This window comes from Nocardia aobensis NBRC 100429, from assembly GCF_000308375.1.
In the GTDB taxonomy this organism is placed as follows: domain Bacteria; phylum Actinomycetota; class Actinomycetes; order Mycobacteriales; family Mycobacteriaceae; genus Nocardia; species Nocardia aobensis.
Window position 1 is genome coordinate 17628 of record NZ_BAFQ01000289.1, and the last position, 24210, is coordinate 41837.

Sequence of the window (24210 nt, forward strand, 5' to 3'; positions counted from 1 at the left end):
ACTGCTCAGGGTGGTGGATCCGGCTGTTCATCGAAAATTCCGTAGCCGCAAGCTGTTCCACACCACGAAGAACGAGGAGAACGCCATCGCGGCACCTGCCAGCAACGGATTGAGCAGGCCAGCGACGGCGATCGGCAAGGCGGCCAGGTTGTAACCGAAGGCCCACATCAGATTTCCGCGGATGGTTCGCAGCGTGGCGTGCGCGAGTTCAAGCGCATCGGGAACGGCGGCCGGATCGTCGCGCACCAGGATGATGTCGGCGGCGCCGATCGCGACATCGGTGCCACGCCCGATCGCCAAGCCGAGATCGGCGGTGGCCAGCGCCGGGCCGTCGTTGATGCCGTCACCGACCATCGCGACCCGCCTGCCCTCCTGCTGCAACTGCTGGATCGCGCGAACCTTGCCCTCCGGCAGCACATCCGCGACAACCTCGGCGATCCCTGTCTCCTCGGCCACCGCACGCGCCGCCTCGGCGTTGTCGCCGGTCAGCAGCATGGTCCGCAGCCCGCGCCGATGCAGCCGTGCCACCGTTTCGGCCATACCCGCCCGCACGGTGTCGGCCACTGCGAACACCGCCACCGCGCGGCCGTTCAGGCACAGATAAACCGCTGTGCGCCCGAGGGACTGTTCCGTGGCCAACGCCAGGCGCAGGTCATCGGCGACCGCGATGTGTTCGGATTCGACGAGTGCCGGTCGTCCGATCAAAGCGCGCTGCCCAGCGACGGTGCCCCGCGCGCCCAGGCCCGGCAGCGCCACGAAGTCCTCGACCGCTCGCGGGTTGTGTCCTCGCGAACGAGCGTAGGCAACGATGGCGGCGGCCACCGCATGCTCGGAGGCCGACTCCACATCCGCTGCGGTACGGACTATTTCGTCGCTGTCGGCAACCGAGGTATGCACCGCGACAACGCTCATCGCGCCCTCGGTGACGGTGCCGGTCTTGTCGAAGACGACCGTGTCGATCGTGCGACTGGTCTCGAGCGCGTGATGTCCCTTGAGGAAGATGCCCAACTGCGCGCCACGGCCCGAGGCCACCATCAGCGCGGTCGGAGTCGCCAGTCCGAGCGCGCACGGACACGCGATCACCAGCACGGCCAGCGCCGCACCGATCGCGGTGTCCAGATCGGCTCCGGACACCAGCCAGCCGGCCAGGGTCAACGCGGTGAGGGTGAGTACGGCCGGGACGAACACGCCGGCGATCCGGTCGGCGAGCCGTTGGACCGCCGCCTTGCCGGTCTGCGCCTCCTCGACCAGACGGATCATCCCGGCCAATTGGGTGTCGCTGCCGACCGCGGTGGCCTCGACGACCAGGCGGCCGGTCAGCGAGGCGGTGCCACCGGTGACCTCGTCGCCGGGAGCCACCTCGACCGGAGTGGACTCGCCGGTCATGGCCGCGGCGTCCACGCTGGAATACCCTTCGATCACCCGGCCGTCGGTGGCGATCGTCTCACCGGGCCGCACCACGAACCGTCGACCGATGGTCAATTCCCTTGTCGGGATGACGATTTCGCGGCCCTCTGCGGTGAGTACCGTCACGTCCTTGGCGTTCAGGGCCGCAAGCGCACGCAGCGCTCCCCCTGCTCGCCGACGTGCCTTGGCCTCGAAGTAACGGCCTGCGAGCACGAAAACGGTCACCCCGCCCGCCACTTCCAGATATATGGAATCGGCGCCCAAGATCGCGGCCCACACCCCGTGGTGGGTGACCGCCGGGACGGGCCGGACGAACAGGGTGATCATCGACCACACCGTGGCAGCGGTGATCCCGATCGAGACCAGAGTCTCCATGCTGGTAGCGCCGTGGCGCAGCCCGACGAGTGCGCGGCGATGCAGCGGGGCCGCCGCCCAGGTGACGATCGGCAATGCGAGCGCCGTCAGCACGACCTGCCATCCGGGAAAGCGCACGCTCGCCACCGTCGCGAACATGATCGAGAAGTCGGCCAGCGGGAAGAACAGCAGTAACCCGACCACCAGGCGCCGGAACAGATCGGCGGCCGCGCGATCCTCGGGACCGGTGTCGACCACCGGGTCGGCGTCGGTGAGTTCGGCGGCCTGATAACCAGCGCCGATCACGGTGTCACACAGCATCTTTGCTTCTTGATGGGCGGGTATGTCCACGGTCGCGATGCCGGTGGCGAAGTTCACGCTGGCACCCACGCCGTCCATCTTGTTGAGCGCGCGCTCGACGCGCGCCGAACAGGCCGCGCAGCTCATTCCGGAGACAGCCAAGCGCACCCGTCGGGTGGGTGGATCCTGTACGGTCGCCGGTGTCGTCATCTCGTTTCGGGTCCCATCCTGTTGCCTGCTACTCGAAAACTCACATACGAGAGGTCGGACGGAAGCGGTTCCCGGTTCCCGCCGACCGAAAACGAGGAAGGATCCCGGAATGAACGAGACGGTCTATTCAGTGGCAGGCATGACCTGCGGACATTGCGCGGGTGCGGTCAGCCGGGCACTCACGACACTCGACGGAGTCGAGGCGGTCGATGTCGACGTCGATGCCGGGCGCGGTCTCGTGCCGCGCGGACACGACCACGAAGACAGGTGCCCGGCGGCCTGCATGGCTGCCGGGCACCGTCGTATCGCCGACGAAGTCAGTGCGTATCGTTCCAGAACTGCGCACCGGCCGCGATCAACGCCGGCACACCCACGACGATCGTGCCGACCACAGCGCCCATCGCCGCCAGCGCAGCGCCCGTGACCAAACAGCCACCGATCGCGCCGGGCACGGCCAGCACCCCGATCGTCACCACTCCACCGGCCGCGCCGCCGACGATTCCGCCTGCGACGCAACCGATTCCGGCGCCGACCGTGCTGCCGAGCAGACTGCCCACCGTCGCGGCGGCCATCATCTCCATACTGAAATTACCGAACGCCGCGTTGAAGTTCGGATGCGAGAGGGCATCGATCTCCTGAGCGGTCGCCGCATCGGCAGGCCGCGCCGCCGCGGGATCGGTAACCGCCGTCAGTTCGACAGAGTTTCCGGCGACATGCGCCGCGATCGGCAACTGCGTGCCGTCGTGCCTGTAAGCCAGTGGGAGGGCCGCGACCTCGGCGCCGTTGCGGTCGATGAAGTGCAGGTGGTTGTCGGCCACCGTCACCGATCCGGCATCCATGTCGAGCACCACCGAGCCGTTCACGGCGTGCGCCTGGAAGTGGATGTCCGGTCCGGCGGGCGCCGGGTCCGCCGACGCGGTGCCGGTCGACGCGATCACGGTCGACACCACGAGCGCGGCGAACGCGGCTCCCATGCGAAACTTCATTGTTCTCTCCATATTTCGATGTCCCTCATCGGCAGATCGGTTTCGGCTGCCGGTCAACAAGTCGGGACGCGGCGCACTCGGGTTCCACCGTTTACGGAATGTGTTTTGAATCACGATCGGTGAAACCGTTTGGCCTGCTGGTCAATTCGAGTCCTAAGGGATACACCGATTCACTCGGTGTCCTTCTGCGCTTGCTCGCGCAGCACCCGCCTGTCCACCTTCCCCGCCGGTCCCAGCGGAAGGCGATCCAACGTCAGCAACCGCTCCGGAAACTTGCGCGGCTCGAGCCCGTGCCGACGGAGAAATTCCGAAATATCCTGCAAGGTAACCGGTTCCGACACGGCAACGCATGCACACATCCGCTCGCCGTAGAGCGCGTCCGGCACCGCGACGCAAGCGACGTCGCTGATCGACGGATGTGTGATCAGCAACGCTTCGACCTCTGCGGGACTGATGTTGAGGCCGCCGCGGATGATGACGTCCTTGCGGCGTCCCACGATGCTCAGGTATCCGGCCCGGTCGAAGCAGCCCAGATCGCCTGTGCGCGTCCATCCGTCGGACGTTCGCAGACGCCGGTCCAGCTGCGGTGCTCCGACGTAACACAGCGGCGACATGGGTCCGCGAGAGATGATCTCGCCCGTCTCTCCCGCTGGGAGCGGGCGCAATTCCGCATCGACCACCCGAATGTCGGTGACCGCCGGATTCGGACGTCCGGCCGTGGTCGCCCGCTCGGGCGGATCGTCGAGGGCGGGGTGGCACGAGACGCCGTCGGCCGAGCCGTACAGGTTGATGATCGGACATCGCAACCGTTCTCGGGCGCGCCGGATCGTCTCCGCGTCCAGCGGAGAACCACCGAGCACCACCGCACGCACGCTGCTCAGATCGGTGTGGTCGAGTTCGGGACGGTCGATCAGCATCCGGATCATGGTCGGTACCCCGAGCAGATGAGTCGGCCGTGCCTTCTCGATCATCGACAGTGTCGCCGCCGGTTCGAATTTCGGCTGCAGCACCAGCGTCGCGCCGAACGCGGCGAGCGTCACCGCCGTGCCGCTGGAACCGAACGCCGAGGCCAACGGCACCATGAACATGTTGCGCATCGCGGCGGGGTCGTCGTGCAACGCCGCCATCATGGCGCCCCGCCCGCCGATGAGCGCATTGTGCGAGTAGAGCACCATCTTCGGCTCCGCCTCCGATCCGGAGGTCACCAGAATGCGAGCCGGCCCGTCGGGATCGGGCCGGTGCGGCTCGAAGTCCGCCGCCTCCGGTGCCAGCAGCGCATGCATGGGGATACACCCTCGCGGCGTATGCCCGCCCAATGCCACGACCGCACGCAGCGCCGGCAGGTCGGTGGCCATCTCGCGCAGTTGCGCCGCGATCGCGGTTCCGTGGAAATCGGCCGGGGCGATCACAGCCACAGCATCGGATCGCCGCAACAGGCTTGCCGCCTCGCGATGCCCCCGGCCCACCGGATACGGCAGCGCGACCGCTCCCAGCGCCGCGATCGCCAGATCCGCCACGCATGCCCAGCGGCTGTTGGGAAGCTGCACGGCGACGACATCCTCGGCGGCAACACCGAAATTCGCCAAACCGGCCGCCAGCCGGCGTGCGCTGTCGAGCAGTTCGGCGTAGGTGAGTACGCCATCGGCATCGATCAGCGCCGCAGCGTCGGGCCGAGCGGCAGCGTGCCGAGCGAACATCGTGAAGATATCGAGGTCGGGGTAATAGCCCTGCTCCGACCAGGATCGGCGTAACTCGATCGGGACGAGATCGGTGTACCAGTGGGTTTCGTAGGTTCGGTTCACGACAGTCTCCAGGGGGGACACAGGGCGGGGCAGCCGAATTCGTCTCGCACCACCACGTCGGCGAATCGGGGATCGGTCAGCAGGTCGGCAAGGTCGGTGACGACCGGTGTGTGCGTACCCGGTCCCGTGGCCGTCAGCCATCGCCCGTCTAATCGAAATGGTTGGCGCAGTGCGGCTTCCGCAGTGCTGCCGAAACGTCGCAACGTCCGCGCGGCACCGAGCAGGCTGCTCTCCACCGCCACTCCCGTACCGGCGCGCCGGCGCCCTAGCAATCCGAGGACCGTCGCTTCGGCGCCCAGCATGCCGCCGAGCACGTCCAACAAGGTCATCAGCGACGGCGCGGCCGGTGTCTCCGGTGCGCCGACCAGCTCGGCCAGGCCGGTGCGCGCCTGCACCATGAAGTCGGTGCCCGGCGGCAGATCCGGTAGATCCACCCCCGACCAGCCCGAGGTGTAGGTGTAGACCGTTCCCGCCGGCAGATGTGGTGCCGACAACTCCAACTCCTCGGCCTTGCCCGGTGCCCAGTTGTGCAGGAAAACGTCGGATTCGGCGACCAGCCGTCGCAATTCGGCGCGGTCGGCGGCAGACTTGATATCGATCTGCACCGCATCCTTGTGCCGGTTGAGCGCCAGCCACCGGCTCGACACCTCTCCGCTGCATGGCGGCATATCCCGCAACGGATCGCCGCCCGGCGGTTCGATCCTCGTCACCGACGCTCCCAGCAGGCGCAGCAGGTGAGCGGCCAGCGGAGCTTGAACGCGGCGCCCAGCTTCCAATACGACTGTGCCGCTCAGTGGTTCGGCCGCGGTGCCCATGTGCTCGTCGCGCATGACAGCTCCGGCTACCGTGTCGACATCCCACGGCACCCACCTCGGTCCGGCGGACAACGCGGATTCATCGGCGCTGTAGAGCCGGCACACCGCCACACCGGTTGCCGCCCCGCGGGCGGCGATCTCGGCGAAGGTGTGCGTTCGAGTGCACCGATGCAGTTCGACCGGCAACGGCGCGGTCGCGGTGGCATAGCGGAACTGGAAGGGACGCCAGCCTTTCCGCCACGCCGGCGGATCGGCCTGCAAGGCCGTCCAGAACGCCGCCCATGGTTCCGGTTGCAGCGCTTCGATTTCGAAGCGTACCCCGTCGGCGCTCGTGAACGGTGGGCCACCGGGTGCGAGGTCGACCGCCTCGGGATCGTCGGCGCCCGCCGCGGCCAGATACTGCGAGACCGACAGCAACGCGGCCTCGGCGACACTGGTCCGCACCGTCAGTTCGGGCTCCGGCGAGAGCAGGCTGGCCAGCAGTCCCGTCGTCGCGAGCACACCTGCGGCGGTGGAGCAGTAATCCAGCCCGATTCCCTGCGGACTTCCGTACCGCCGGCCGTTGACGTGCATGACACCACAGACAGCCTGCACCGCGGTCTCGTTCACGCATCCGGGCACGCGCACCGGTCCCGCCCATTCGACCACCAGCTCACGCCGCACGCCCTCGGCCGACTCCACCGTGACCGCCGCCGCGATGTCGGTGGAACCGGGCGGCCCGCCCTCGGCCAGGGTCGCACCCAAGGCGCCGAGATGATCGCGGACAACCGCGGCGGTCGGTCCGCTCCCGGTCACGGTGGCGACCGTGCCGACCGGTAACAGCTCGGCCGCGAGTGTGGATGCGGATGTGTTCGTCATGGGTTGCCTTCCACCGAGAAACATGCCGATGTCCGATAAGGTCGGTCTCGATGGCGGGTGAGTTCCCGGCAATGGTGTGATGCGGTCATGCCCGACGAATCCTCGACACTCTCCCCACGATGCGAGCAACTGCGTACGCGGATCCGCGATTTCGTTGCCCACCAAGTGATTCCGGCAGAGGCAGCACTCGACGCGGGTGACCGCGCCATCCGCGCCCAACTACGCGAACACGCTGTCGAGGCCGGGCTGTGGGCTCTGCCACTGCCGTCCCGGTACGGCGGCGGAGGGCTGACGCCGGCCGACTACTTCACCGTCGCCGAGATCGAGGGACGCAGCGATCACGCACCCGAGGTGCTCGGCTCGGCCGCGCTGCTCAACGCCCGGATGATCGACAGCCACGCCGATCGCGAGCTGCGCGAAAAGCTGCTTCCCGCAGTGGTTTCCGGACAGCTGACGATGAGCTACGCCATGACCGAACCCGGCGTAGCCGGATCGGATCCCGCCGCACTGCGGACCACGGCGACCCCCGACGGCACCGGCTGGCGGATCACCGGGCGCAAATGGTTCATCACCGGCGCGGGAACAGCCGACGAAGTACTCGTCGTCGCCCGCACCGCCTCGGGTGCGATGCGAGAGTCGTTGTCGATCTTCGCCGTTCCGGCCACCGCACCCGGATTCCGCGTCGTCCGGGAATTGGATGTACTCGGCACGGGAGGCCAATCCGAGATCGAATTCGACGCCGTGACGGTGCCCGCATGCCGGCTGATCGGCGCAGTCGGCGCGGGCGCGACACTGGCCGGCGAGCGACTCGCGCTGGGCCGCACACTGCGCGCACTGCGCTGGGTCGGACAGGCACAGCGAGCTGTGGAACTGCTGGCCGAGCGGGCAGCCCAGCGCCGGGTGGACGATCAGCCACTGGCCGAGCGGCAACTGGTGCAGCAGATGGTGTTCGACGCCGAACTGGCTGTTCGCTCGGCCCGTGCGCTCACCGAACAAGCCGCCGCCGCAGTTGCCGCGGATAGGCGCGCGCACGTGGAGGTCGGCTTCGCGAAGGTGGCCGCCGCACGCGCTCTCGGCCTGGCCACCGACCACGCGATACAGATATTCGGCGCCGAGGGCCTCACCGCCGCAACGGGTCTGCCTCGACTGCTGCGCGTTGCTCGCGCGGCCCGCATTCTCGATGGTTCCGACGAATTCCACATCGAGGCCACCGCACGCCGCGTAATTCGCGAGTACACCCGACCGCCCACGGCATCCCCGAACCGGAACCCGCTCGCCGGGAACTAATTCCGTTCGCCGCCCGACCTGTTGGTGCGGAAGAAGGTGGAGTGAAGATTGTTCGAAGGCGCAACGATGGAACTGTCCGGGGTGGACTGCACGCACGGACGGCGTGCGGTGGTCCGGGGCGTCGATCTGCGAATACCCGGTGGGGAACGGGTGGCGCTGACCGGGACGAACGGTTCGGGCAAAACCACACTGTTGCGGGCCATCCTCGGCCTGCATCCGCTTGCCGGCGGGACGATCACCGTCGGCGGAGCCACCGCGCGTACGGCGCAGGACTGGGACCTGCGCCGCCGCGTGGTGGCGTGGATTCCGCAGCGCCAGGCAGCGGGGCGCTTTCCGCTCCCGGCGCGCGAATTGCTGTACAGCAGCGGCGCATTCGACGACGCCATGACCGCCGCCCACGATCTGGGCGTGAGCAGCTTGGCCGACCGCCCGTTGCACACCTTGTCCGGTGGACAACTTCAGCGGATGTATCTGGCCCGCGCACTGGGCTGCGTGGCCGCGGGCGCGGGTGTGCTGCTGGCCGATGAGCCGACCGCCGCACTGGATTTCGCCGGACAGGAAGATGCCGCACAGCTACTGACCGACATACCGGTGACGCTGCTGGTGGTGACACACGACCGCGCGCTGGCCGCGCGCTGCGACCGGGTACTCGAGATGGCGGGCGGAAATCTGCGCGAGATCACGCCCCGGGAAGAGGAAGCGGTGTGAACCACGCGAACGAGTTCTGGCAGCTGTGGCACCTGGTTCCGGTGCAGCGCGCGTTGGTCGCGCTGATCCTCGGCGCCATCGGATTGCCCATTGTGGGCGTGGTGATCATCGGACTCGACATCATGCCGGTGCGGTTCGCCATGATGCACGTGGCACTGTTCGGAATCGCGATCGGGATCCTGACCGGATTGGACCCGCTACTGTGCGGACTGGTGGCGTGCGCGATATCAGGCGCCTCGCTGACGCCGCTGGCCCGCAGCCCAGCCGGACTCTCGGGTGCGATGGGCCTGCTGATGAGCCTGGCGATCGCGGGAGCTCTACTCACACTGTCGATTTCGGGCGTCAACGCCAACGGCGCCTTCGAACTGCTGTGGGGATCGATTCTCGCCACCCGAACCAGTGACGTCGTCCTGCTCGGTGTGCTGGCGGTGCTGATCCCGGCACTGTTCGTACTGCGCCGCCGCCAACTGGGGCTGCTGCTGTTCGATCGTGAACTCGCCACCTGTTCCGGAGTCCGGGTCAATCAACTGACCCTCGTACTGCTGGTTCTGGTCGCGGTCGCGGTGGCAGCCGGAATCCGGCTCACCGGCGCACTGCTCGTGGACGCACTCACGCTACTGCCCGCGCTGGCGGCGCGACGGCTGGCCAATTCGCTGCCCGGCATGGTGATCGCGGCGGTCGTCGTCGGTCTGCTGGTGAACGTCACCGGCTTCGTCCTCGCGGTGTGGTTCGACCTGCCGCCGGGTCCGGTGCTGGTGCTCGCGGCCGGGGCGGTCGCCCTCGCCGTTCATGTGTTACCCGATGGGAGAAGACGAGGATGGCCCTCCGCAGAGGAAAACGGTTCGCACGCTTCGGGATCGGTCTCGCTGCATTGATCGCCGGCGTAGCCGCATTGACCGGCTGTGGGTCCAGTGACCAGCAGCACCACGACGGCCCGAACGTAGTGGCGACCAGTACCTGGGAAGCGGCCTTCGCCGAGGCCGCCGGCGCGACCGATGTGACCGTCATCGTGCCGCCGGCGATCAAGCACGCGCCCGACTACGACCCTAAACCGTCGGATCTGGCCGCGGTGTCGCACGCCGATTACGTCCTCTACGCACCCTTCGAGGGCTTCGCGACCAAGATCAAGGACGCCGCCGGGTCTTCGGCGAAGGTGGTCGCGGTCGATCTCGACAACAGCCGCGACAACGTCGTCAAGGAGGTGCAGCGGCTGGGAGACATGTTCGGAACCCGCACCGCGGCCGACAAGTGGCTCCAGACATTCGGGGCCCGATACGACCAACTCGCCACGCAAATCAAGTCCGCATGGCGAAACGGCCGGCCTCCCACTGTTGTTGCGCAGACGTTCATGGGTTTCGCCGCGCAGTTATCCGGAGCCCAGGTGCTGGGAACCTACGGACCCGATCAGGTGACCGCCAAGCAGGTGGCGGATCTGTCGGCGGCCGAGCCGGAGCTGGTGTTCGCCAACGAGCAAATGGATACCGGAACCGTCCTGCCGGGCACAACCGCCCGGCAGCTCGATCTGAGCAACTATCCGACCAGCGGCAACGATCTGCTCACGGTCTACGACGACACGGCAACGAAGATCAGCGCCGCACTGAAGGGCTGAGCCAGCGGCCGGGCCACCACGGGGCGGCCCGGCCGGTACTGCTCACAACGCCGTGGCCGAAACCTCGCCTTCGAGTATCGCCAGGGCGAGCATGAGAAAGAAGTCGCCCCAAATCATTTCGTGGCTCGGCGCGAGGTTACGAGGACCGTCATAGCATCCGTCGAGCAGCCGCCCAGGGCGATCGCCGCCGGACAGATGATCGCGGATCAATGTCTCGACCAGCTCGGCCGCGGCAGCCGGGCGGCCGAGTTTGCACAATGCGACGGCCGTGATGGCGGCCGCAGACGTGTCGGGTACCGGTCCGCTCGCAGTGGAGGCGGTAGGTACGCCGTTGGAATACGAAGTACGCGAGAGTATTTCGTCTGCGCTATCCGCGAAGCGGGGTTCGATCCAACAGCCGGCGTCGGCGGCCGCCAGCGCGGTCCACGCCGCCCCTCGAGACCAGTCGGGCGGGGGCTCCGAACGCGGATACCACTGTCCCGCACAGAATTCCCACGCCGGAATCACCCTCGGCGACGATCGCAGACGCAGCAGCAGAGAACACAGGAATCGCTCGGCAATCACCGACTCGCCCGCCCACGCCAGCAGTGGCACCGCACCGGCCAGACCATCCACGCGGCCCACCGACGGACGAGCCGGATCACCGAAACCCGTACCCCAGGGAAGAATCTCCGCCTCGGTGTCGAACGTCGCGGCCAACTGCCTCGCGACCTCTCGAGCATGGGCCGCACCAGTTTCCGAGATTCCCAGACGGGTCCCAGCGGCCGAGCCGTACCAGAAGATCAGGCCCCGAGTGACCGTGTCCAGTTCGGCGGCAGGCTGTAAACGGGTCACCGCGGCTTCGGCCGCCGCACGGTCGGCACCCGAACCCGACAGCCGTGCACGCAGCCACAGCTGCCCCACCCAGAAGCCGGCCGCCCAGGATCCGCGCCGCGTCGACACCCATGCCCCGGTCTCCGGATCGGCGTAGAGCGGAAAGCGCTCTCCCACCGACTCTTCGGTCTCGGACATGCGGTCCGTCATATGCCGAAGCGCTCGCCGGAACGTCCGCCCTCGTGACCATGCCGCAGTCGCGCCGCGGGTCATCGCGACGACACCCGTCGCTGCCACCCCCACGACACCGCCCCGGCGGCGAGGAACTCCGCCGCCACGACTACCCAAGCCACGGTGAAATGCGGCGATCCGACACCGATCAGCGCACCGAAGATCGTCGGCCCCACCACGAATCCGGCGAAGAAACCGGCCGACACCACAGCCGAGTCGCGACCGACGGATTCCGGTGCCGCAGTGACGATCACCGTCATCATCGACACCGCGTTGGCCGCAACCGCACAGCCGCCGATCCCCAGCACGCCCAACCAGACCAGCCACGACAGCGTCGCACCGGCGAGCAGCAGCACCAGACACGCACCGACCGCGCCGAAGGCCAACGGCGCCAGCAACATCGCGGGACTGCGCAACGATGCCGAACGCCGAGTCCAGCCCACCCGCCCGAGAATTCCCGCTACGCCCAGCACCGCCACCAGGCCACTCGAGGCCGCCGCCGACATCCCCAGCCGATGCGCGGCATACACGGCGATATAGGTGTTGATCGCAGAGATTCCGGCGCCGAGCAGCACCGAATATCCACACATCCACCCGGCGTCACCCCGCGGCACCGCAGCCTTCCACACCGGTCGGCGCGGCGGCTCGGAATCACCGGCGACCATCGCCGCGGCCCCCGCGGCGAGCAGAGCCGCCAGTGCCGGTATCGCCACGGCGACCCGCCAATTCAGCGAACCGGCCACCGCGGCGAGCGGCAACCCGGCCGAGAAGGCACCGAACTGCACACCCGACTGCTTCCACCCGGCAACACCACCGCGCCGCGCCCGCTCGACCCGCGATTGGATGAGCTGATTGGTGACCGGATTCGCCAGCGCCTGCGACAGACCGGACAACGCGACCGCGACGACCAGAACCGGGAACGCCGGCGCTGCGGCGAACAAGCCCAGCGCGATCGCCGACACCACGAACATGCCGATCAGGCATCGGCGCGCTCCCCACGCCACCACGACCGGCCCCGCAACCAGCGACAGCGCCGCCGCGACAGCGAACCCGACAGCGACCAGCACCCCCAAAGCCGAAGTGGCGACACGGAATTCGACGATCAAGCGCAGACCCAGCGCACCGAGCAGAAACAGCGGCAGCATCGACATCGTCATCGCGGTGACCATCAGCCACGTCAGCAGCGTTCGCTGCGAACTCACCGAGTCGGTTCGCGTATCCACATACAGAAAGTCGAACGCGATGGCGCTGAAGTTCCTGGCGCAGTGAAATTCTCAGCCGACGCCGTCGGTGGTCTCCGACGCGGCCGCCAACAAGTCCTCACGCGCCCGCGCCACCCGGGACCGGATCGTGCCCACCGGCACCTCGCAGGCATCGGCCGCATCCTGATAGGACAGGCCGAGAATCTGCGTCAGCACCAACGCCTCTCGCCGTTCGGGCTCGAGCTGGTCGAGCAGCATCCGCGCCTCGACCAGATCCTCGAAACCACGCCCACGACTGCGCGGTGTGCCCTGCTGCTCGGCCACCGCTTCCCAATCGTCGGTGTCACGCACCCGAGGACGCGCCTGAGCAGCGCGAATCGAGTCGACCACCACCCGGCGCGCGATCGACAACAGCCACGCGCGCGAGGTCGATCTCCCCGCAAAACGAGGCAAGCTCCGATAAGCCCGCACGAAGGTTTCCTGAGTCAGATCATCAGCCGCCGATGCGCCCGCGCGATAGGCATGAAACCGCCAGACATCGGCCTGCAAAGCGCGAACCCAGATCTCGAAGGCCCGTCGGTCACCACGCCCCGCGGCCATTGCGAGTGCGGTGAGGTCATCTCCATCGTCGACGCCACGCACATCGAGCACAGTACTACAGACGGTCGTGGGAACTCCGGCTGTTCGATGTACGACTATGGAGACATGAATTGCGATACGGCTCGCGAAGCGCTGTCCGCGCGTATCGACGGCGAACAGGAACCGGTCCCTGCCGCCGCGGTCGACCAGCACCTGGCGACCTGTTCATCCTGTCGGGCCTGGCATGCGCGCGCGGAAGGGCTGCGGCGCACCATGCTGCTCGCTCCCGCGCCCGCGATCCCCGACCTCACCGACGCGATTCTCGCCGAACTGCCGGCTCCGCGCACCGTGTACTCGCTGCTCCGAGTCGCTCTGGGCGTGGTCGCCGTCGTCCAGACCGCTCTCGCCCTGACCCAACTGTTCGGCGTGGACACCGGGATGGGCCACGAGGCAATGCCTTTCATGATGGGCCACATGAGCCACGAGAGCGCCGCGTGGAATCTCGCCGTCGGCATCGGCCTGCTGTGGGCAACACTGCACACGCGAACGGCCGCCGCGCAGCTGCCGATGCTCACGGTGTTCGTCGGCGCGCTGGCCGCGGCGTCGGTCTTCGACGTCGTCCGAGGCGATGTCGACGCCACCCGGCTGCTGACCCACGTCCCGGTCGTTGTCGGCGTCGCACTGCTGTATCTGGTGCGGCGCACCGACGACGGCAACGACGAACCGAAACGACGCGCGACCGACCCGGGCCGACACGACACGCATGCCGACTTCGAAGCCGAGGCAGCCGGGACACTCCTGCGGCGCGAGTTCGGACAACAGCGCCCCACCGGGCGCCACAATGTGGCCTGACTCCGCTCGGCCCGCCTACACCCAGGCAATGGGGCGGGCGATGGACGAGGCAGGCTGGGACAGCGCACCCAACGGGCCCGGCCGAGGTGGTCAGGAGGAGACGAGGGCGTCGGACAGAATCCGCACCTGCCGGGCATGCGGACCCTTGATATCGACGATTACTTCGAACTCCACGCGATCCCCTTCGACGAGGTCGTGTGCGGCGACATCGTCGGATCCGATATAGAGATCGATACTCCCCGTTTCAGGCGTAGCTCCGATGGTGGCGCTCACGGTCGTCAGTGGAATTCCTCCGCATAGGCCGAACCGGACCTATTCGGAGGCGGAGACGTGGTGTTCGAGACCGACGGCGGCGGTGAGCTCGGCGCGGTGGCGGCACAGACGCGGATGCTCGTCGCCGAGCTCGCCCATCAGATCCGCCAGCGCGTCGGCGACCGCGTTGAGCTTGTGCTGCACCGCGGCGTTCGCGCGGGCCTGGGTGTTCTGCAGCAGCGCGACCAAGATGAACGTGATGATCGTGGTCACCGTGTTGATCAGCAACTGCCAGCTGTCCAGACTGGGCAGCACCAAGAAACTGGGCAACCACACCACCACCAGCAGCACGCAGAACGCGAAAAACGTTGCCCGCGAGGCGACCCCGCACGCCGCGGTGGCGAACCGGTCGAACGCCGACAGGCCCCCTTTCAGCTGCGAGGGCCTCTTCGCTGTCGGCGCCTGCACCCGCAGTGCGCGCCCGTCGTCGATTGTCACCGTCGATCTCCTTCATCAGCGCGAGATGCATCCACCATCGATGAGCCACGGAGCATCACACCGAAGGCTCACCGACACGACCTCTTCACTGCCGCGCCCAGACGTCGCCGCGTCGGTAGAAGTGGGCCCCGCCGGCACCCCGCGCCGCCCCGCATTCCAAAACATCAATGACGCCGACGTTCCACAAGATCGGAAACCGAAATGGATCGGACAATCAGGCGAGTTATTCCGGAGTAATCACTTCCAACTGTCTCGATATTGCCGCAGACAACGGCCGCCAAGGGCATCTCGCGACGTTCGAATCACATTCCGACGCATACCCGTGATCGAAAACGGCAAACAACCTTCCCTAGCAGACGGCCGGTGCAAGCATCCCAGCGAGCCGCCCGGAAACCGCCTCACCACCGTGTTCGCGGCCGAATCAGTCCCGCGGGCCCGCACCGCGCGGTGACGTACGCCGTCGATCGAGGGACGCCTTCGGCCGCGACCGACAAATCACGTTTCGATTGCCATAGCGTTGGCGGCGACCTTCAAAATCCTGCCCCCACCGGATCGCCTCGCTGAATTCCGCCCGCTACCCACCACCGATGCGGGCGACTTCGAAGTCGCGCGAGCCTTGAACGCAGAGCCGTTCCCGCAGTCGACGACGAATCGGCGGCACGCTTCTTCGCCTACGACACAGGCTTGGAGTACGAACACTCCGGCCCACTAGGCTATTTCGCGCCGATGCCGGGTGAATAATGCACTGACACTGAGCTTCTCGTCTACCGACAACCGCCCCGGACATCACCTGGCCTTCGACGTCGCCCCGGCGACCTTCGGCCAGTCCGTTTCCGCCTCCGAGCCGCCGGCGTCTCGTGCGGGAACGACCCCGTCCAACGACTGCCATTCCGACCTTGTCGACGCAGCACAGGAGAGGCAGGCCAGGCAGGTCAGCTTCACTCCAGCGAACCAGCCCACCAGGTATCACCCGCTCACTGCGATGTCCCTTTTATCCCATTTCGCCGAGCGCTCGGAATTGCGTGGATTGACCGCGGCATTCGACTTTTCGTATGGTTGTCGACGCGACGATTCGAGGAACCTGGTGAAAACCCAGGACGGTCGCGCCACTGTGAGCATCTCCGGGTTCGGGAAGATGACGAGTCAGACCCTCGAATCGGCGGTTGTACCAGTGTTCGGGGACGCGAAAATCCCCGTTAGGTGAGGAGTTCGCATGGCCACGTCGTATGCGCCGAGGTCCGGTTTGCACACCGATTCCTTGTCCATTCTCACGACGGCGTCGTGGCTGCGCCACCGGCGTACTCCCTCGTGAGTGTGGATCGAGCCGCTGCGTCGTTCTTCGGCACCGATATGCCCGTGCACGAATCCGTCCACGCCGCACGCCATTTCCTGGGCTTCGCCTGCCACTGAGCACGAAGAACTCTCGTGTCTGCCGTAGGCGGGTCGCCGGCGTTCGCCTTCGCCCGGATCGCGTCCGAACCATGACCGGTCGCCTCATTCATGACGTGAGCGGCCGCGACGACGTGTAGAGGTAACTTCCGAGGCACAGAATTCGTGCCGCCCTCGTCGGCACGAGTGGCCGCATCCGCATGACCTCGCGCGGATCGGTCGATAACGAAAGTAATTGCACTGCGGTAGTTTCCGCAGTCTCATCGCGCGAGCACGTCACTCGCGAAGAAGGACGATCGATGAAAACCAGGACCACACTCGCGTTCGGAGCGGCGGTCACGATCACCACGCTGACCATTGCCGGCGGCGTTGCGCACGCCGATGTTCCGGCCGGAACACCGCAACCGAGTACGACGGTCGCCACCGACGTCGGCCCCGGGATCCACTACACCGCCGACGTGGTCGACCACTCGGTCGTCTTGCGCACCGACGCCGGGCGGCTCAACGTGCGCGGCAACCAGTTCGAAATCCTCGACGACAACGGCAATCTCGTCGCCGGCCTGCCGCTCACCTACAAACTCGACCAGCAGGACTGGCCCATCGCCGCCCAGGTCGACGGTCGCACCGCAGTGCTGACTCCCAGCCGCAACCCCGCCGACGCGGTGGCATCGACGACCCCCGACCTCACCCCGGTGGACGCGCAGAGCGACTTCAACGACGCGATCGGCGTCGCCGCCAACCAGATCGGCCTCGCGACCGGCGTCGGAGTCCTGGTCGGCACCGCCGCGGGACTGGGCATCGGATGTGTCGCAGGCGCCCTGGTCGGCGCCGCGTTGATGCCGCCCATCTTCTTCGCCGGAGCACCCGGCGGATGCCTGGCCGGCGCTGCGGCAGGCGCCGCCTTGGGTGCTGCGGCCGGAACCGTCATCCTGGGTGGACCGGTCGCGATCGCCAGCGCGATCCAGTTCTTCAACACCATCAACAAGCCCCAGAACTGAGGCCGTCGACGCTCGCAGGCCATCGGCACCCAGCCTGCGAGCGTTCAGGCCGCCATGAGCAGCCCTCTCGAACGCGCCGCGAAGGACGGGTCGCAGTCCCTGCCACAGACGGGAGGTCAGAGGTTGGGGCGGCGGCCGGCCCAGGGCTGGGCCTGCTCGAGCTGCGCGGCCAGCCGGATGAGCTGCCCCTCCGCCCCGAGGCGGCCGACGAATTGGACGCCGATCGGCAGCCCGTCGGGAGTCCAGTGCAGTGGCACACTCATGGCGGGACGGCCGGTGATGTTCGCCAATTGGGTGTAGGGAACCCAGCTCAGGTTGTCGTTGATGAACTGGTCGACGATCGGTGTCCAGCGCAGCAGCCCGGCGACGCGGGCGGTCAGCAGCAATCGCTGTGCCGTGCGCAGCGTCGGCGCGAGGTCGAATGCCCCGATCCGAGGCGGCGGGGTGGCTGTGGTCGGAGTGAGCAGCAGGTCGTAGGACTCGTGAAATTCCGCCAGCCGTCGCACGTACTGGTGTCGCCGCGCGACGGCGCGAGTCAACTCGACAGGCTTGGTCGCGCGTCCCAGCGCGGCCATCAGCCGGGTATCGAGTTCGAATCCCGAATCCCCCACGCCCCCAGCGGCTTTGGCCTCATCCACCGAGAAGGCACACTCGACGAACCAGGTAGTGAGAAAATCCTTGGCCAACGCCGCGTCATCGAAGGGAGCGCGGGGCAGCTCCACCACGTCATGGCCGAGGCTCACCAGTAGTTCGGCCGCTCCGGTCGCCGCCGCCACAGCCTCCGGATGGGGCGCCGGATTGACCGAACTGGCTGTGCAGAAGCCGATCCGAAGACGCCCCGGGGCGCGTTCCACCTCCGCGAGATAGCTCCCTTGCCCCCGTGCCGCCAGGTACGGCGAAACCGGAGTCGGGCCCGCCAGCACATCGAGCATGGCGGCGGTGTCTCGCACCGAACGAGAGATGACACCATCGGCGGCGGTTCCGCCCAGATACTCACCGTGCACGGGACCGGCCGGGATCAGACCGCGAGAAGTCTTGAGCCCGAACAGCCCACACGCCGAGGCCGGAATTCGGATCGAACCACCCCCGTCGCTCGCACCCGCGCACGGCACGATACCCGCGGCCACCGCCGCCGCGGCGCCACCGGAGGACCCGCCGGGCGTGTGCTCGATGTTCCACGGATTGCGCGCCGCACCGAACAACTCGGGTTCGGTGATTCCCTTGGCGCCGAATTCGGGAGTATTGGTCTTACCGAAGATGACCAGCCCGGCATCGAGCCACCGCTGCACCACCGTGGCATTCTCGGTCGCCAGGACCGACGCGAGCGACCGCGATCCGCCGCTGGTGGGATAGCCGGCGAGATGTTGATGAAGATCCTTGATGAGGAACGGCACCCCAGCGAACGGCGCGTCGTCCACCTCGACAGCACGGGCCGGATCGACATCGGCCACGATCGCGTTGATCCGCGGATTGACTTCGGCCGCGCGCGCCCGCGCCGCCTCCAGCAATTCCGCCGGCTCGGCCTCACCCGACCGCACCAGAGCAGCCAGCGCCATCGCGTCCGCACTCGAGTAGGCATCCACACCGGCACCCTATCGGGAAGCGACTCGGCGCAGTGGCCACCACCCCATCAGCGAACAGGGATACATTCGCACTCGTGACCGAACTCCGCGCATTCCGCCGGGCGTGCTACGACGCCGCCCGCCGCACAGGCGGCACCGTGGTCGAGTTTCGTGTGGCAGACGGCGTGACGCCGAACTTCCATCAAGGGATCATCGCCTACGGTGATCAGCAGGTCGCGGTGGTCGCGGTCCGCCACTCGACGATGCTTGCGGTAGCCGAACCGCGGACGATCGATTGCGCCGACGGTGTAACCGAGTCGGGCCCGATGGTTTTCGTCGACGCACCGGAGCTGGTGGGCGCCCTCGCCACGTCGCCGGGATTCACAGTACTCACCGCAGCCGACCTCAACGGTCCGTTCGTCGCGACCGCCTGGCCCGACATCGAACGATCCGACATCGAGTACTGGAAGCCACACACCCTCGGCGAGGCGCTGTTCAACTACTGGGACCGAAGCGACCGCCCGCTCGGATCGAGGCCACAGCCCCTGATCCTGTCCTGAGCAGACAGCACAATTGCCGGCGACCGGTGACCACGGGCTCACCGTGTTCGACGATGTAGACGACGAGGGGCGATCGGTCGGCCTCGCCGACCACAGCCGTCGGCGGCTGAACGACGCGCGTCACCCCATCGCCCTTTCCGCGGTGCCGGTTCAGGGTGTGGCTTGTACCCGGATCGGCTCGCCGCCCGCGAGATCGCCTGCGGGATTGTCGATCTCGTAGTAGGGCGGCTCACCGTCGAGGTAGTGGGCGACGTCGAAATAGTCGTTGCCGCCCAGGTCGAGGGTCCCGGTGGTCCAGGCCAGCAGGAAGTCGGTGACCGGCATGGCCGTGAACAACCACGCGGATTGGTGGACGTTGGTGAGGATGATCGTCCACACCGCCGGATCCGGCCCGGGGTACCACAGCAGGTAGTCCCCGCCCTCGTGAGCGCCCCATTGGATCAGCTGTGCCGGTTCGATCGACACCCCGGCCGGCACCGGAGGCTGCCATTGCGGCAGTAATTGTTCCGGGGGCAGCAGGTCGCCGCGGGCTCGGTGGGTGCGGGCGGCGAGATCGTCCCATTCGTCGGACGCGGGGCCCAGCAACCGGAATGCGTTGCACCACAGGACATCACCGTAGGCGTGGTAGAGCCGCTTGTAGTCGGCCGGCAGCTCGACGCCGAGCTCGGCCTCGGTCACCTCCCACGCCACCGGCGGCCGTGCCGGTGGCGGCGGGAGGAGGGTGGTGAGCTCGTCGAAGGCGGTCATCGTCTCGATCCTGTCAGAAATTCTGGATCAGCACAGGACCGGGATTCCATCCCTTGTCGCCGATCGCCCACATCAGGATGTAGTCGGGGATGGCGTTGTCGCCGACGTAGAGCGGGATCTTGCCCAGCGATACGTTCTGCTGCGGGATCCCGTCGGCGACTCTGGCGCCGCTGACGACCTTGCTGATCTCGACGTCCCAGTCGCGAATGATGCCGGTGTTGATCGCGCCGAGTTCCGGAGTGAGAAATTGCGGCAGATCCCCCGGGCAGCCGTTGACGTTGGCGCACAGATGTCCACGCTGATACGGCCTGCTCGCGCCGGGGATCTTGATCGAGGGGGAACCGCCGGTGCCGACCATGGCGGGGGTGATGTAGCCGACGAGGCCGCCGGAGCGGTTGTAGTCGTCCAGCGGTGAGGCCAGCACATTGCCGCCATCGCCGGCGATGAGGATGACCGGGGTCTGATCGGCGACCGGGTTGGTGCCGTCCGGGTTCGGCAGCGCGAACACCTGCGGCGTGGCGTTGCTCGGGCGCAGCACACCCTGCGCGGCCCGCTGGATCTGGAAGGCGTTGGCGAAGAATTCCTGCTGCATGGCCGTCATATCCGGCGCCGGCCCGATTCCACCGGTAGCGCCGGGCGCCTGCAACGGATTCGCGGGTGCGGGCAGGACACGGAAGGCGTTGGGGCCGTTCACCATGCTGTTGGGCAGGAGGGCCGGCTGTGCCGGAGCGGGGTTCCCGATCAACGTCGACGGATTGTAGGTGCCACCTTGCGGGATCGCGGGATTGCGGATGATCCGCGACAACGGCGGCAACGCCATCGCGGGATTCGGTAGCGCCGGACCGGTCGACGAGCGCGGCGGCAACGGTACCGACGGCGTGCGCGGCTTCGCCGGCGCCGGACTCGGCGAAGGCGTGGGCGCGGGCCCTGGTGCAGGGCTCGGTGGGCAGCTCGGGTTGGGCGCGGCCGCGGCGATGATCAGCGCGGCCGGGCACGGTTGCGGCGCATCGGGTTTCGGCAGCGCACCGACCTGCGGAACGTCGTGCCCCTCGGCCCGGCACTGCTCGGCCAGGCTCTGCAATTCCGGGATCTCGGCATTGCCGCGCTCGGCCTCCGCGTTGTAGGCCGCCACCGCCGCCTCGTCCGACGGATTCGGCGGACTCGCGTTGTGGACCGCGGCAGCCTGATTGTGCGCCTCGATCCGCGCAGCGACCGCCCCGCAGTCCAATGGATCGGCAGACCCCACCGGCGCCGCGACCAGCAACATCCCGAAGATGCCGAGGACGACAGTGAGAACAGCTACTGTTTTGCTAACGAAACGTCCTGTCGAAGAAGACATTTCACCCCCCAAGTTCATGTCGGTTCGAAACTAACGCCACCGACTGGCAACGGTCAAGAGTGACCGCCGCCACTGGCGACCGCCGACGCGCTCGGGGACGACATGGCTTTCAGGGTGGGAGACGCGGCCGCGAAATCAAGCCGGTATCGTCCGCCGTGGCCGCAGCGGGATGTGGTCACGAAACGCTTCGATGGCGGCGGCGACTTCGAATGGCGTTGTCGCGTGGGCGATGTCGTGACGGTAGAGCACGCGGTTCGCGACCGCGTCGAGATCGAATCCCCAGACCATCGACATCAGCGGGTTGATGAACAGCTCGGCACCTTTCGCGCGGGTGCGTGTCAGTGAGTGGTGGTCCCCGTATTCGCCGAGGCTGGTGACGTCTTCGACCGGCGTTCCGAGTCCGGCTTCGTCACCGGTCATGAGTAGATCGGTCCCGCCGTCAGTAGGAAATCGGACAGTCGGTGTCGGCGTCGACTTCGAACACTCCAGCCGCTACGGGTCGTGCATCGGTGCGTGTGATAGGTGTGAAGGTGAGGTTGGACAGGAAGATCGTCTCGAGGTGCTCGTGCAGCGCGAAGGCTATCGGCAAACCGCTGAGCAGGTCGAACCCGCCACCGGCGCCGGCGATCAGAATCCGCTCGCAGTGCGAAGGCGATGGAACAACGGTGTGTCGAACAGGGTGGGAGCAACCATTCGTCGACGTATTCAGCACATCCCCCGATGGGGAGCCGGGGTCGACCTCCCTCTCCGACGGCCTCGGCTCGCCGACGCGCTCTTTGCGCCGGTCGCGAGAGCTTCTCCTCCGACGGGTTCGGCAGATTCACGGCGTTGGCGGTTCGGGCGAATCCGCTGCAACCCCGTTTCCGGCGAAACACCACCACCGCGCGCAGTCCCGGTTCCGCGTCGGCGACGGTAGGAATCGCTCGAATAAGTTCACCCCCCATAGATTCCGTCGACAAGCACGGGTGCGGTCGTACTGGCGTTCCACTGTGCGGCGAGGTGTACGTCGTGAGCCAGCCCCTTGTCCGTCAGTTCCCGGCCGGAGATCGCCTCGGCCAGCAGTGTGGGCAATTCGATTGTGGCGGAGCGGAATCCGATGGCGGCGAGCCGGGCCTCCGGTGAGCCATCGCCATCGTGTGCCAGTAGGGCGGCGGAGATCGCGCCCGCGCCCAGCTGATCTTCGAGACTCGGACGCAGCGGCCCGTCGACGATCCCCCACCGCTCGCCCGCCGCGATGATGCCGACGGGCCGATCACCGGCGGCGGCGATCGCGGCCTTCGCGACCGCATCGGCGTTGCGGAGCGAGCCGGCGAACACAGTCGAATCGTATTGGGCGGCAATGCCCGACAGCGTCGCGCCATTCGGGGAAGGCAACGCCAGCAACGTGCCCGCCGGAAGTTCGAGCAGGGACGATGGACTCAGCGACCACCCGCTGTCATGTTTCGCAGCGGCCAGCACCGCACCGGCCCGCTCGGCCTCGACGGCGGCTCGGGGATCGGCGCGGCGCAGCGGTAGCGGCAGTACCCGCCCGCCCCGGGATACCGCGATATCCACCGACGTCGAGAAGGAGAGGACATCGACGATGATCAACGCCCCGCACTGCGGGCCGAGTTGCTCGACACCTTCGCGCCCCCACTCGAGTCGAATGCGATAGTCCTGCTGCCGGAAGATTCCTGCGTTCACTCCCGTGACCTTTCGGTGGATCGACGCGGTGCGCCAGCGACGTCGGGTGGGACGCGCTGTCAGGCTTGTGGCCGGAAGTCGTGGAGCACCCCACAGGGTAGGCCGGGCGGCGGAGTCCACGGCCGGGATCGGGCCGTTGCCGAAAGCGCTGCGGCCCTGTGGAACTGCGCAAACACACCCGGACCGGCACTTCGGATCACGATGGTTCGAGTGTCACGAACCGCCACACTGTGCGACTGTGCCCCGGCATCGACCTCTCGATTCGCCGAACAGGGCACGGCGAGGGCTGTCCGTTCGGCTTGCGGTGAGCGCAAACGGTGTGGGTGGGCGGTCGGACGGTTAGCGTGCTGCCTCGGAGCCCCGGCGGAGGAGGATTACGTGACCGTGCAGCAGGGCAGATCCGAGCAGGGCGTCGAATACGGCGGCGGTGCACCGTGTCTCGACGCCCACCATCCACTCGATGATCCGGTGCGGACCTCGTTGCGCGGGGCACACAGCCGGTTCGCCACCTGGGTGGGGCGGATCGGGCGCTACGACCCGGAGGTCTCGGCATTCATCGGTCACCCGCCGAGCCTCGACCCGCCGGACTGGGCCGATCTGGCCACCGTACTGGGCCCCGACGGCGGTACCGCGCTGCGCGGCTACGGGCATCGGCCACCGCCGGATTGGCGAGTGCTGCGGACGCTGGAGACGGTCCAGATGGACGGTTCCGCACTGCGTGTCGCACACGATCCGGACGCGGTGCGACTCACCGCCGCCGACGTGCCGGAGATACTGGAACTGATCACCCGTACCGAGCCCGGGCCCTACCTCGCGCGGACCATCGAGATGGGCGCCTATCTGGGGCTGCGGGCGGACGGGCGGCTGGTGGCGTTGGCGGGTGAGCGGATGCACCCACCCGGGTGGACCGAGATCAGCGCGGTCTGTACCGATCCGGACTTCCGCGGCCGCGGCTACGCCTCTCGGCTGGTGCGTGCGGTGGGCGCGGGAATCCGTGCGCGCGACGAGATCCCGTTCCTGCACGCGGTAGCCGGCAACATCACGGCCATCGAGCTGTATCGAACCCTCGGCTTCACCGTGCGTAAGCGATCTCTGCTGACTTTTGTCCAGGCGCCGACGTCCTGACATCGAATCCGATCGCGATCACCCTCTCGGCGAACCGGGCCGGG

25 protein-coding genes and 1 riboswitch are annotated in these 24210 nt (G+C 67.5%); of the genes, 10 read left to right on the forward strand and 15 right to left on the reverse strand.

Annotated features, from left to right (window positions below; translation table 11 throughout):
• Nucleotides 1-27 precede the first annotated feature (27 nt).
• Nucleotides 28-2271: a heavy metal translocating P-type ATPase gene (locus tag RJ03_RS31105; RefSeq protein ID WP_036509494.1), complete on the reverse strand. Its 2244-nt coding sequence runs from the start codon at nucleotides 2269-2271 to the stop codon at nucleotides 28-30.
• 109 nt (nucleotides 2272-2380) lie between these two features.
• Between RJ03_RS31105 and RJ03_RS39140 the strand changes: the two genes are divergently transcribed.
• Nucleotides 2381-2695, forward strand: a complete 315-nt coding sequence (locus RJ03_RS39140) for a heavy-metal-associated domain-containing protein (protein WP_083871457.1) — start codon at nucleotides 2381-2383, stop codon at nucleotides 2693-2695.
• Here the strand turns inward: RJ03_RS39140 and RJ03_RS37560 are convergent.
• The 3 genes from RJ03_RS37560 to RJ03_RS31120 form a co-directional block, all read right to left on the reverse strand.
• Complete coding sequence (locus RJ03_RS37560; protein WP_051025478.1) at nucleotides 2589-3257, reverse strand: DUF8020 domain-containing protein; 669 nt, start codon at nucleotides 3255-3257, stop codon at nucleotides 2589-2591. The two genes, RJ03_RS39140 and RJ03_RS37560, sit on opposite strands and share 107 nt — an antisense overlap.
• Before the next feature lie 170 nt (nucleotides 3258-3427).
• Nucleotides 3428-5059, reverse strand: coding sequence for a class I adenylate-forming enzyme family protein (locus RJ03_RS31115; RefSeq protein ID WP_036509496.1), 1632 nt, complete (start codon nucleotides 5057-5059; stop codon nucleotides 3428-3430).
• Nucleotides 5056-6732 carry a CoA transferase gene (locus tag RJ03_RS31120; protein WP_051025479.1) on the reverse strand — a complete coding sequence of 559 codons (1677 nt, stop codon included), beginning with the start codon at nucleotides 6730-6732 and terminating at the stop codon, nucleotides 5056-5058. The genes RJ03_RS31115 and RJ03_RS31120 overlap by 4 nt, the downstream gene beginning before the upstream one ends.
• A gap of 87 nt (nucleotides 6733-6819) precedes the next feature.
• Here RJ03_RS31120 and RJ03_RS31125 point away from each other — a divergent pair, with 87 nt between their 5' ends.
• The 4 genes from RJ03_RS31125 (at nucleotide 6820) to RJ03_RS31140 (ending at nucleotide 10336) form a co-directional block, all read left to right on the forward strand.
• A complete protein-coding gene (locus tag RJ03_RS31125; RefSeq protein ID WP_051025480.1) occupies nucleotides 6820-8019 on the forward strand; it encodes an acyl-CoA dehydrogenase family protein in 1200 nt (399 codons plus the stop codon).
• A 66-nt stretch (nucleotides 8020-8085) separates the two neighbouring features.
• Entirely contained in the window at nucleotides 8086-8727 is a 642-nt protein-coding gene (locus RJ03_RS31130; RefSeq protein WP_036509498.1) for a metal ABC transporter ATP-binding protein, read from the forward strand.
• Nucleotides 8724-9602: a metal ABC transporter permease gene (locus tag RJ03_RS31135; RefSeq protein ID WP_051025481.1), complete on the forward strand. Its 879-nt coding sequence runs from the start codon at nucleotides 8724-8726 to the stop codon at nucleotides 9600-9602. The genes RJ03_RS31130 and RJ03_RS31135 overlap by 4 nt, the downstream gene beginning before the upstream one ends.
• A 68-nt stretch (nucleotides 9603-9670) precedes the next feature.
• Entirely contained in the window at nucleotides 9671-10336 is a 666-nt protein-coding gene (locus RJ03_RS31140; RefSeq protein WP_218001037.1) for a TroA family protein, read from the forward strand.
• A gap of 42 nt (nucleotides 10337-10378) precedes the next feature.
• Here RJ03_RS31140 and RJ03_RS31145 read toward each other — a convergent pair whose 3' ends face one another.
• The 3 genes from RJ03_RS31145 to RJ03_RS31155 form a co-directional block, all read right to left on the reverse strand.
• Nucleotides 10379-11347 (reverse strand): hypothetical protein, encoded by a 969-nt coding sequence (locus tag RJ03_RS31145; RefSeq protein ID WP_218001038.1) that lies wholly within the window; start codon nucleotides 11345-11347, stop codon nucleotides 10379-10381.
• Nucleotides 11348-11418: 71 nt separating this feature from the next.
• Nucleotides 11419-12582, reverse strand: a complete 1164-nt coding sequence (locus RJ03_RS31150; protein ID WP_218001039.1) for an MFS transporter — start codon at nucleotides 12580-12582, stop codon at nucleotides 11419-11421.
• Nucleotides 12583-12654: 72 nt separating this feature from the next.
• Nucleotides 12655-13182, reverse strand: coding sequence for a sigma-70 family RNA polymerase sigma factor (locus RJ03_RS31155; RefSeq protein ID WP_051025490.1), 528 nt, complete (start codon nucleotides 13180-13182; stop codon nucleotides 12655-12657).
• A gap of 105 nt (nucleotides 13183-13287) precedes the next feature.
• On the opposite strand from RJ03_RS31155, the gene RJ03_RS31160 reads away from it, so the two are divergent.
• The gene (locus RJ03_RS31160) at nucleotides 13288-14013 is read left to right on the forward strand and encodes a zf-HC2 domain-containing protein (RefSeq protein ID WP_051025482.1); all 726 of its coding nucleotides are present in this window, start codon (nucleotides 13288-13290) and stop codon (nucleotides 14011-14013) included.
• A gap of 90 nt (nucleotides 14014-14103) precedes the next feature.
• On the opposite strand, the gene RJ03_RS31165 is transcribed toward RJ03_RS31160, so the two are convergent.
• Together RJ03_RS31165 and RJ03_RS31170 are read right to left on the reverse strand one after the other, a co-directional pair.
• Entirely contained in the window at nucleotides 14104-14286 is a 183-nt protein-coding gene (locus RJ03_RS31165) for a cold-shock protein (protein WP_036509506.1), read from the reverse strand.
• 39 nt (nucleotides 14287-14325) lie between these two features.
• Entirely contained in the window at nucleotides 14326-14757 is a 432-nt protein-coding gene (locus RJ03_RS31170) for a low affinity iron permease family protein (protein WP_245552448.1), read from the reverse strand.
• 1032 nt (nucleotides 14758-15789) lie between these two features.
• A riboswitch (cobalamin riboswitch) is annotated at nucleotides 15790-15936 on the forward strand.
• A 135-nt stretch (nucleotides 15937-16071) separates the two neighbouring features.
• Here RJ03_RS31170 and RJ03_RS38690 point away from each other — a divergent pair.
• Nucleotides 16072-16173 carry a CbtB-domain containing protein gene (locus RJ03_RS38690; protein ID WP_245552444.1) on the forward strand — a complete coding sequence of 34 codons (102 nt, stop codon included), beginning with the start codon at nucleotides 16072-16074 and terminating at the stop codon, nucleotides 16171-16173.
• 278 nt (nucleotides 16174-16451) lie between these two features.
• Entirely contained in the window at nucleotides 16452-17150 is a 699-nt protein-coding gene (locus tag RJ03_RS31185; protein WP_051025483.1) for a DUF8020 domain-containing protein, read from the forward strand.
• Nucleotides 17151-17266: 116 nt separating this feature from the next.
• Here the strand turns inward: RJ03_RS31185 and RJ03_RS31190 are convergent, their stop codons facing one another.
• Nucleotides 17267-18706: an amidase gene (locus tag RJ03_RS31190; RefSeq protein ID WP_036509579.1), complete on the reverse strand. Its 1440-nt coding sequence runs from the start codon at nucleotides 18704-18706 to the stop codon at nucleotides 17267-17269.
• 101 nt (nucleotides 18707-18807) lie between these two features.
• Between RJ03_RS31190 and RJ03_RS31195 the strand changes: the two genes are divergently transcribed.
• Entirely contained in the window at nucleotides 18808-19272 is a 465-nt protein-coding gene (locus RJ03_RS31195) for a hypothetical protein (protein WP_036509510.1), read from the forward strand.
• Between the two features lie 150 nt (nucleotides 19273-19422).
• On the opposite strand, the gene RJ03_RS35390 is transcribed toward RJ03_RS31195, so the two are convergent.
• The 5 genes from RJ03_RS35390 to RJ03_RS31215 form a co-directional block, all read right to left on the reverse strand.
• Nucleotides 19423-20019 carry an SMI1/KNR4 family protein gene (locus tag RJ03_RS35390; RefSeq protein WP_051025484.1) on the reverse strand — a complete coding sequence of 199 codons (597 nt, stop codon included), beginning with the start codon at nucleotides 20017-20019 and terminating at the stop codon, nucleotides 19423-19425.
• A gap of 13 nt (nucleotides 20020-20032) precedes the next feature.
• Nucleotides 20033-21286, reverse strand: a complete 1254-nt coding sequence (locus tag RJ03_RS31205; RefSeq protein ID WP_036509512.1) for a hypothetical protein — start codon at nucleotides 21284-21286, stop codon at nucleotides 20033-20035.
• A 207-nt stretch (nucleotides 21287-21493) separates the two neighbouring features.
• Nucleotides 21494-21778, reverse strand: a complete 285-nt coding sequence (locus RJ03_RS38200; protein WP_036509513.1) for a hypothetical protein — start codon at nucleotides 21776-21778, stop codon at nucleotides 21494-21496.
• Between the two features lie 19 nt (nucleotides 21779-21797).
• Nucleotides 21798-22070 (reverse strand): hypothetical protein, encoded by a 273-nt coding sequence (locus tag RJ03_RS38205; protein WP_218001040.1) that lies wholly within the window; start codon nucleotides 22068-22070, stop codon nucleotides 21798-21800.
• 221 nt (nucleotides 22071-22291) lie between these two features.
• On the reverse strand, nucleotides 22292-23041 hold the full coding sequence (locus RJ03_RS31215; protein WP_218001041.1) for a 2-phosphosulfolactate phosphatase: 750 nt from the start codon (nucleotides 23039-23041) through the stop codon (nucleotides 22292-22294).
• Between the two features lie 468 nt (nucleotides 23042-23509).
• Between RJ03_RS31215 and RJ03_RS31220 the strand changes: the two genes are divergently transcribed.
• On the forward strand, nucleotides 23510-24166 hold the full coding sequence (locus RJ03_RS31220) for a GNAT family N-acetyltransferase (protein WP_036509584.1): 657 nt from the start codon (nucleotides 23510-23512) through the stop codon (nucleotides 24164-24166).
• Nucleotides 24167-24210 lie beyond the last annotated feature (44 nt).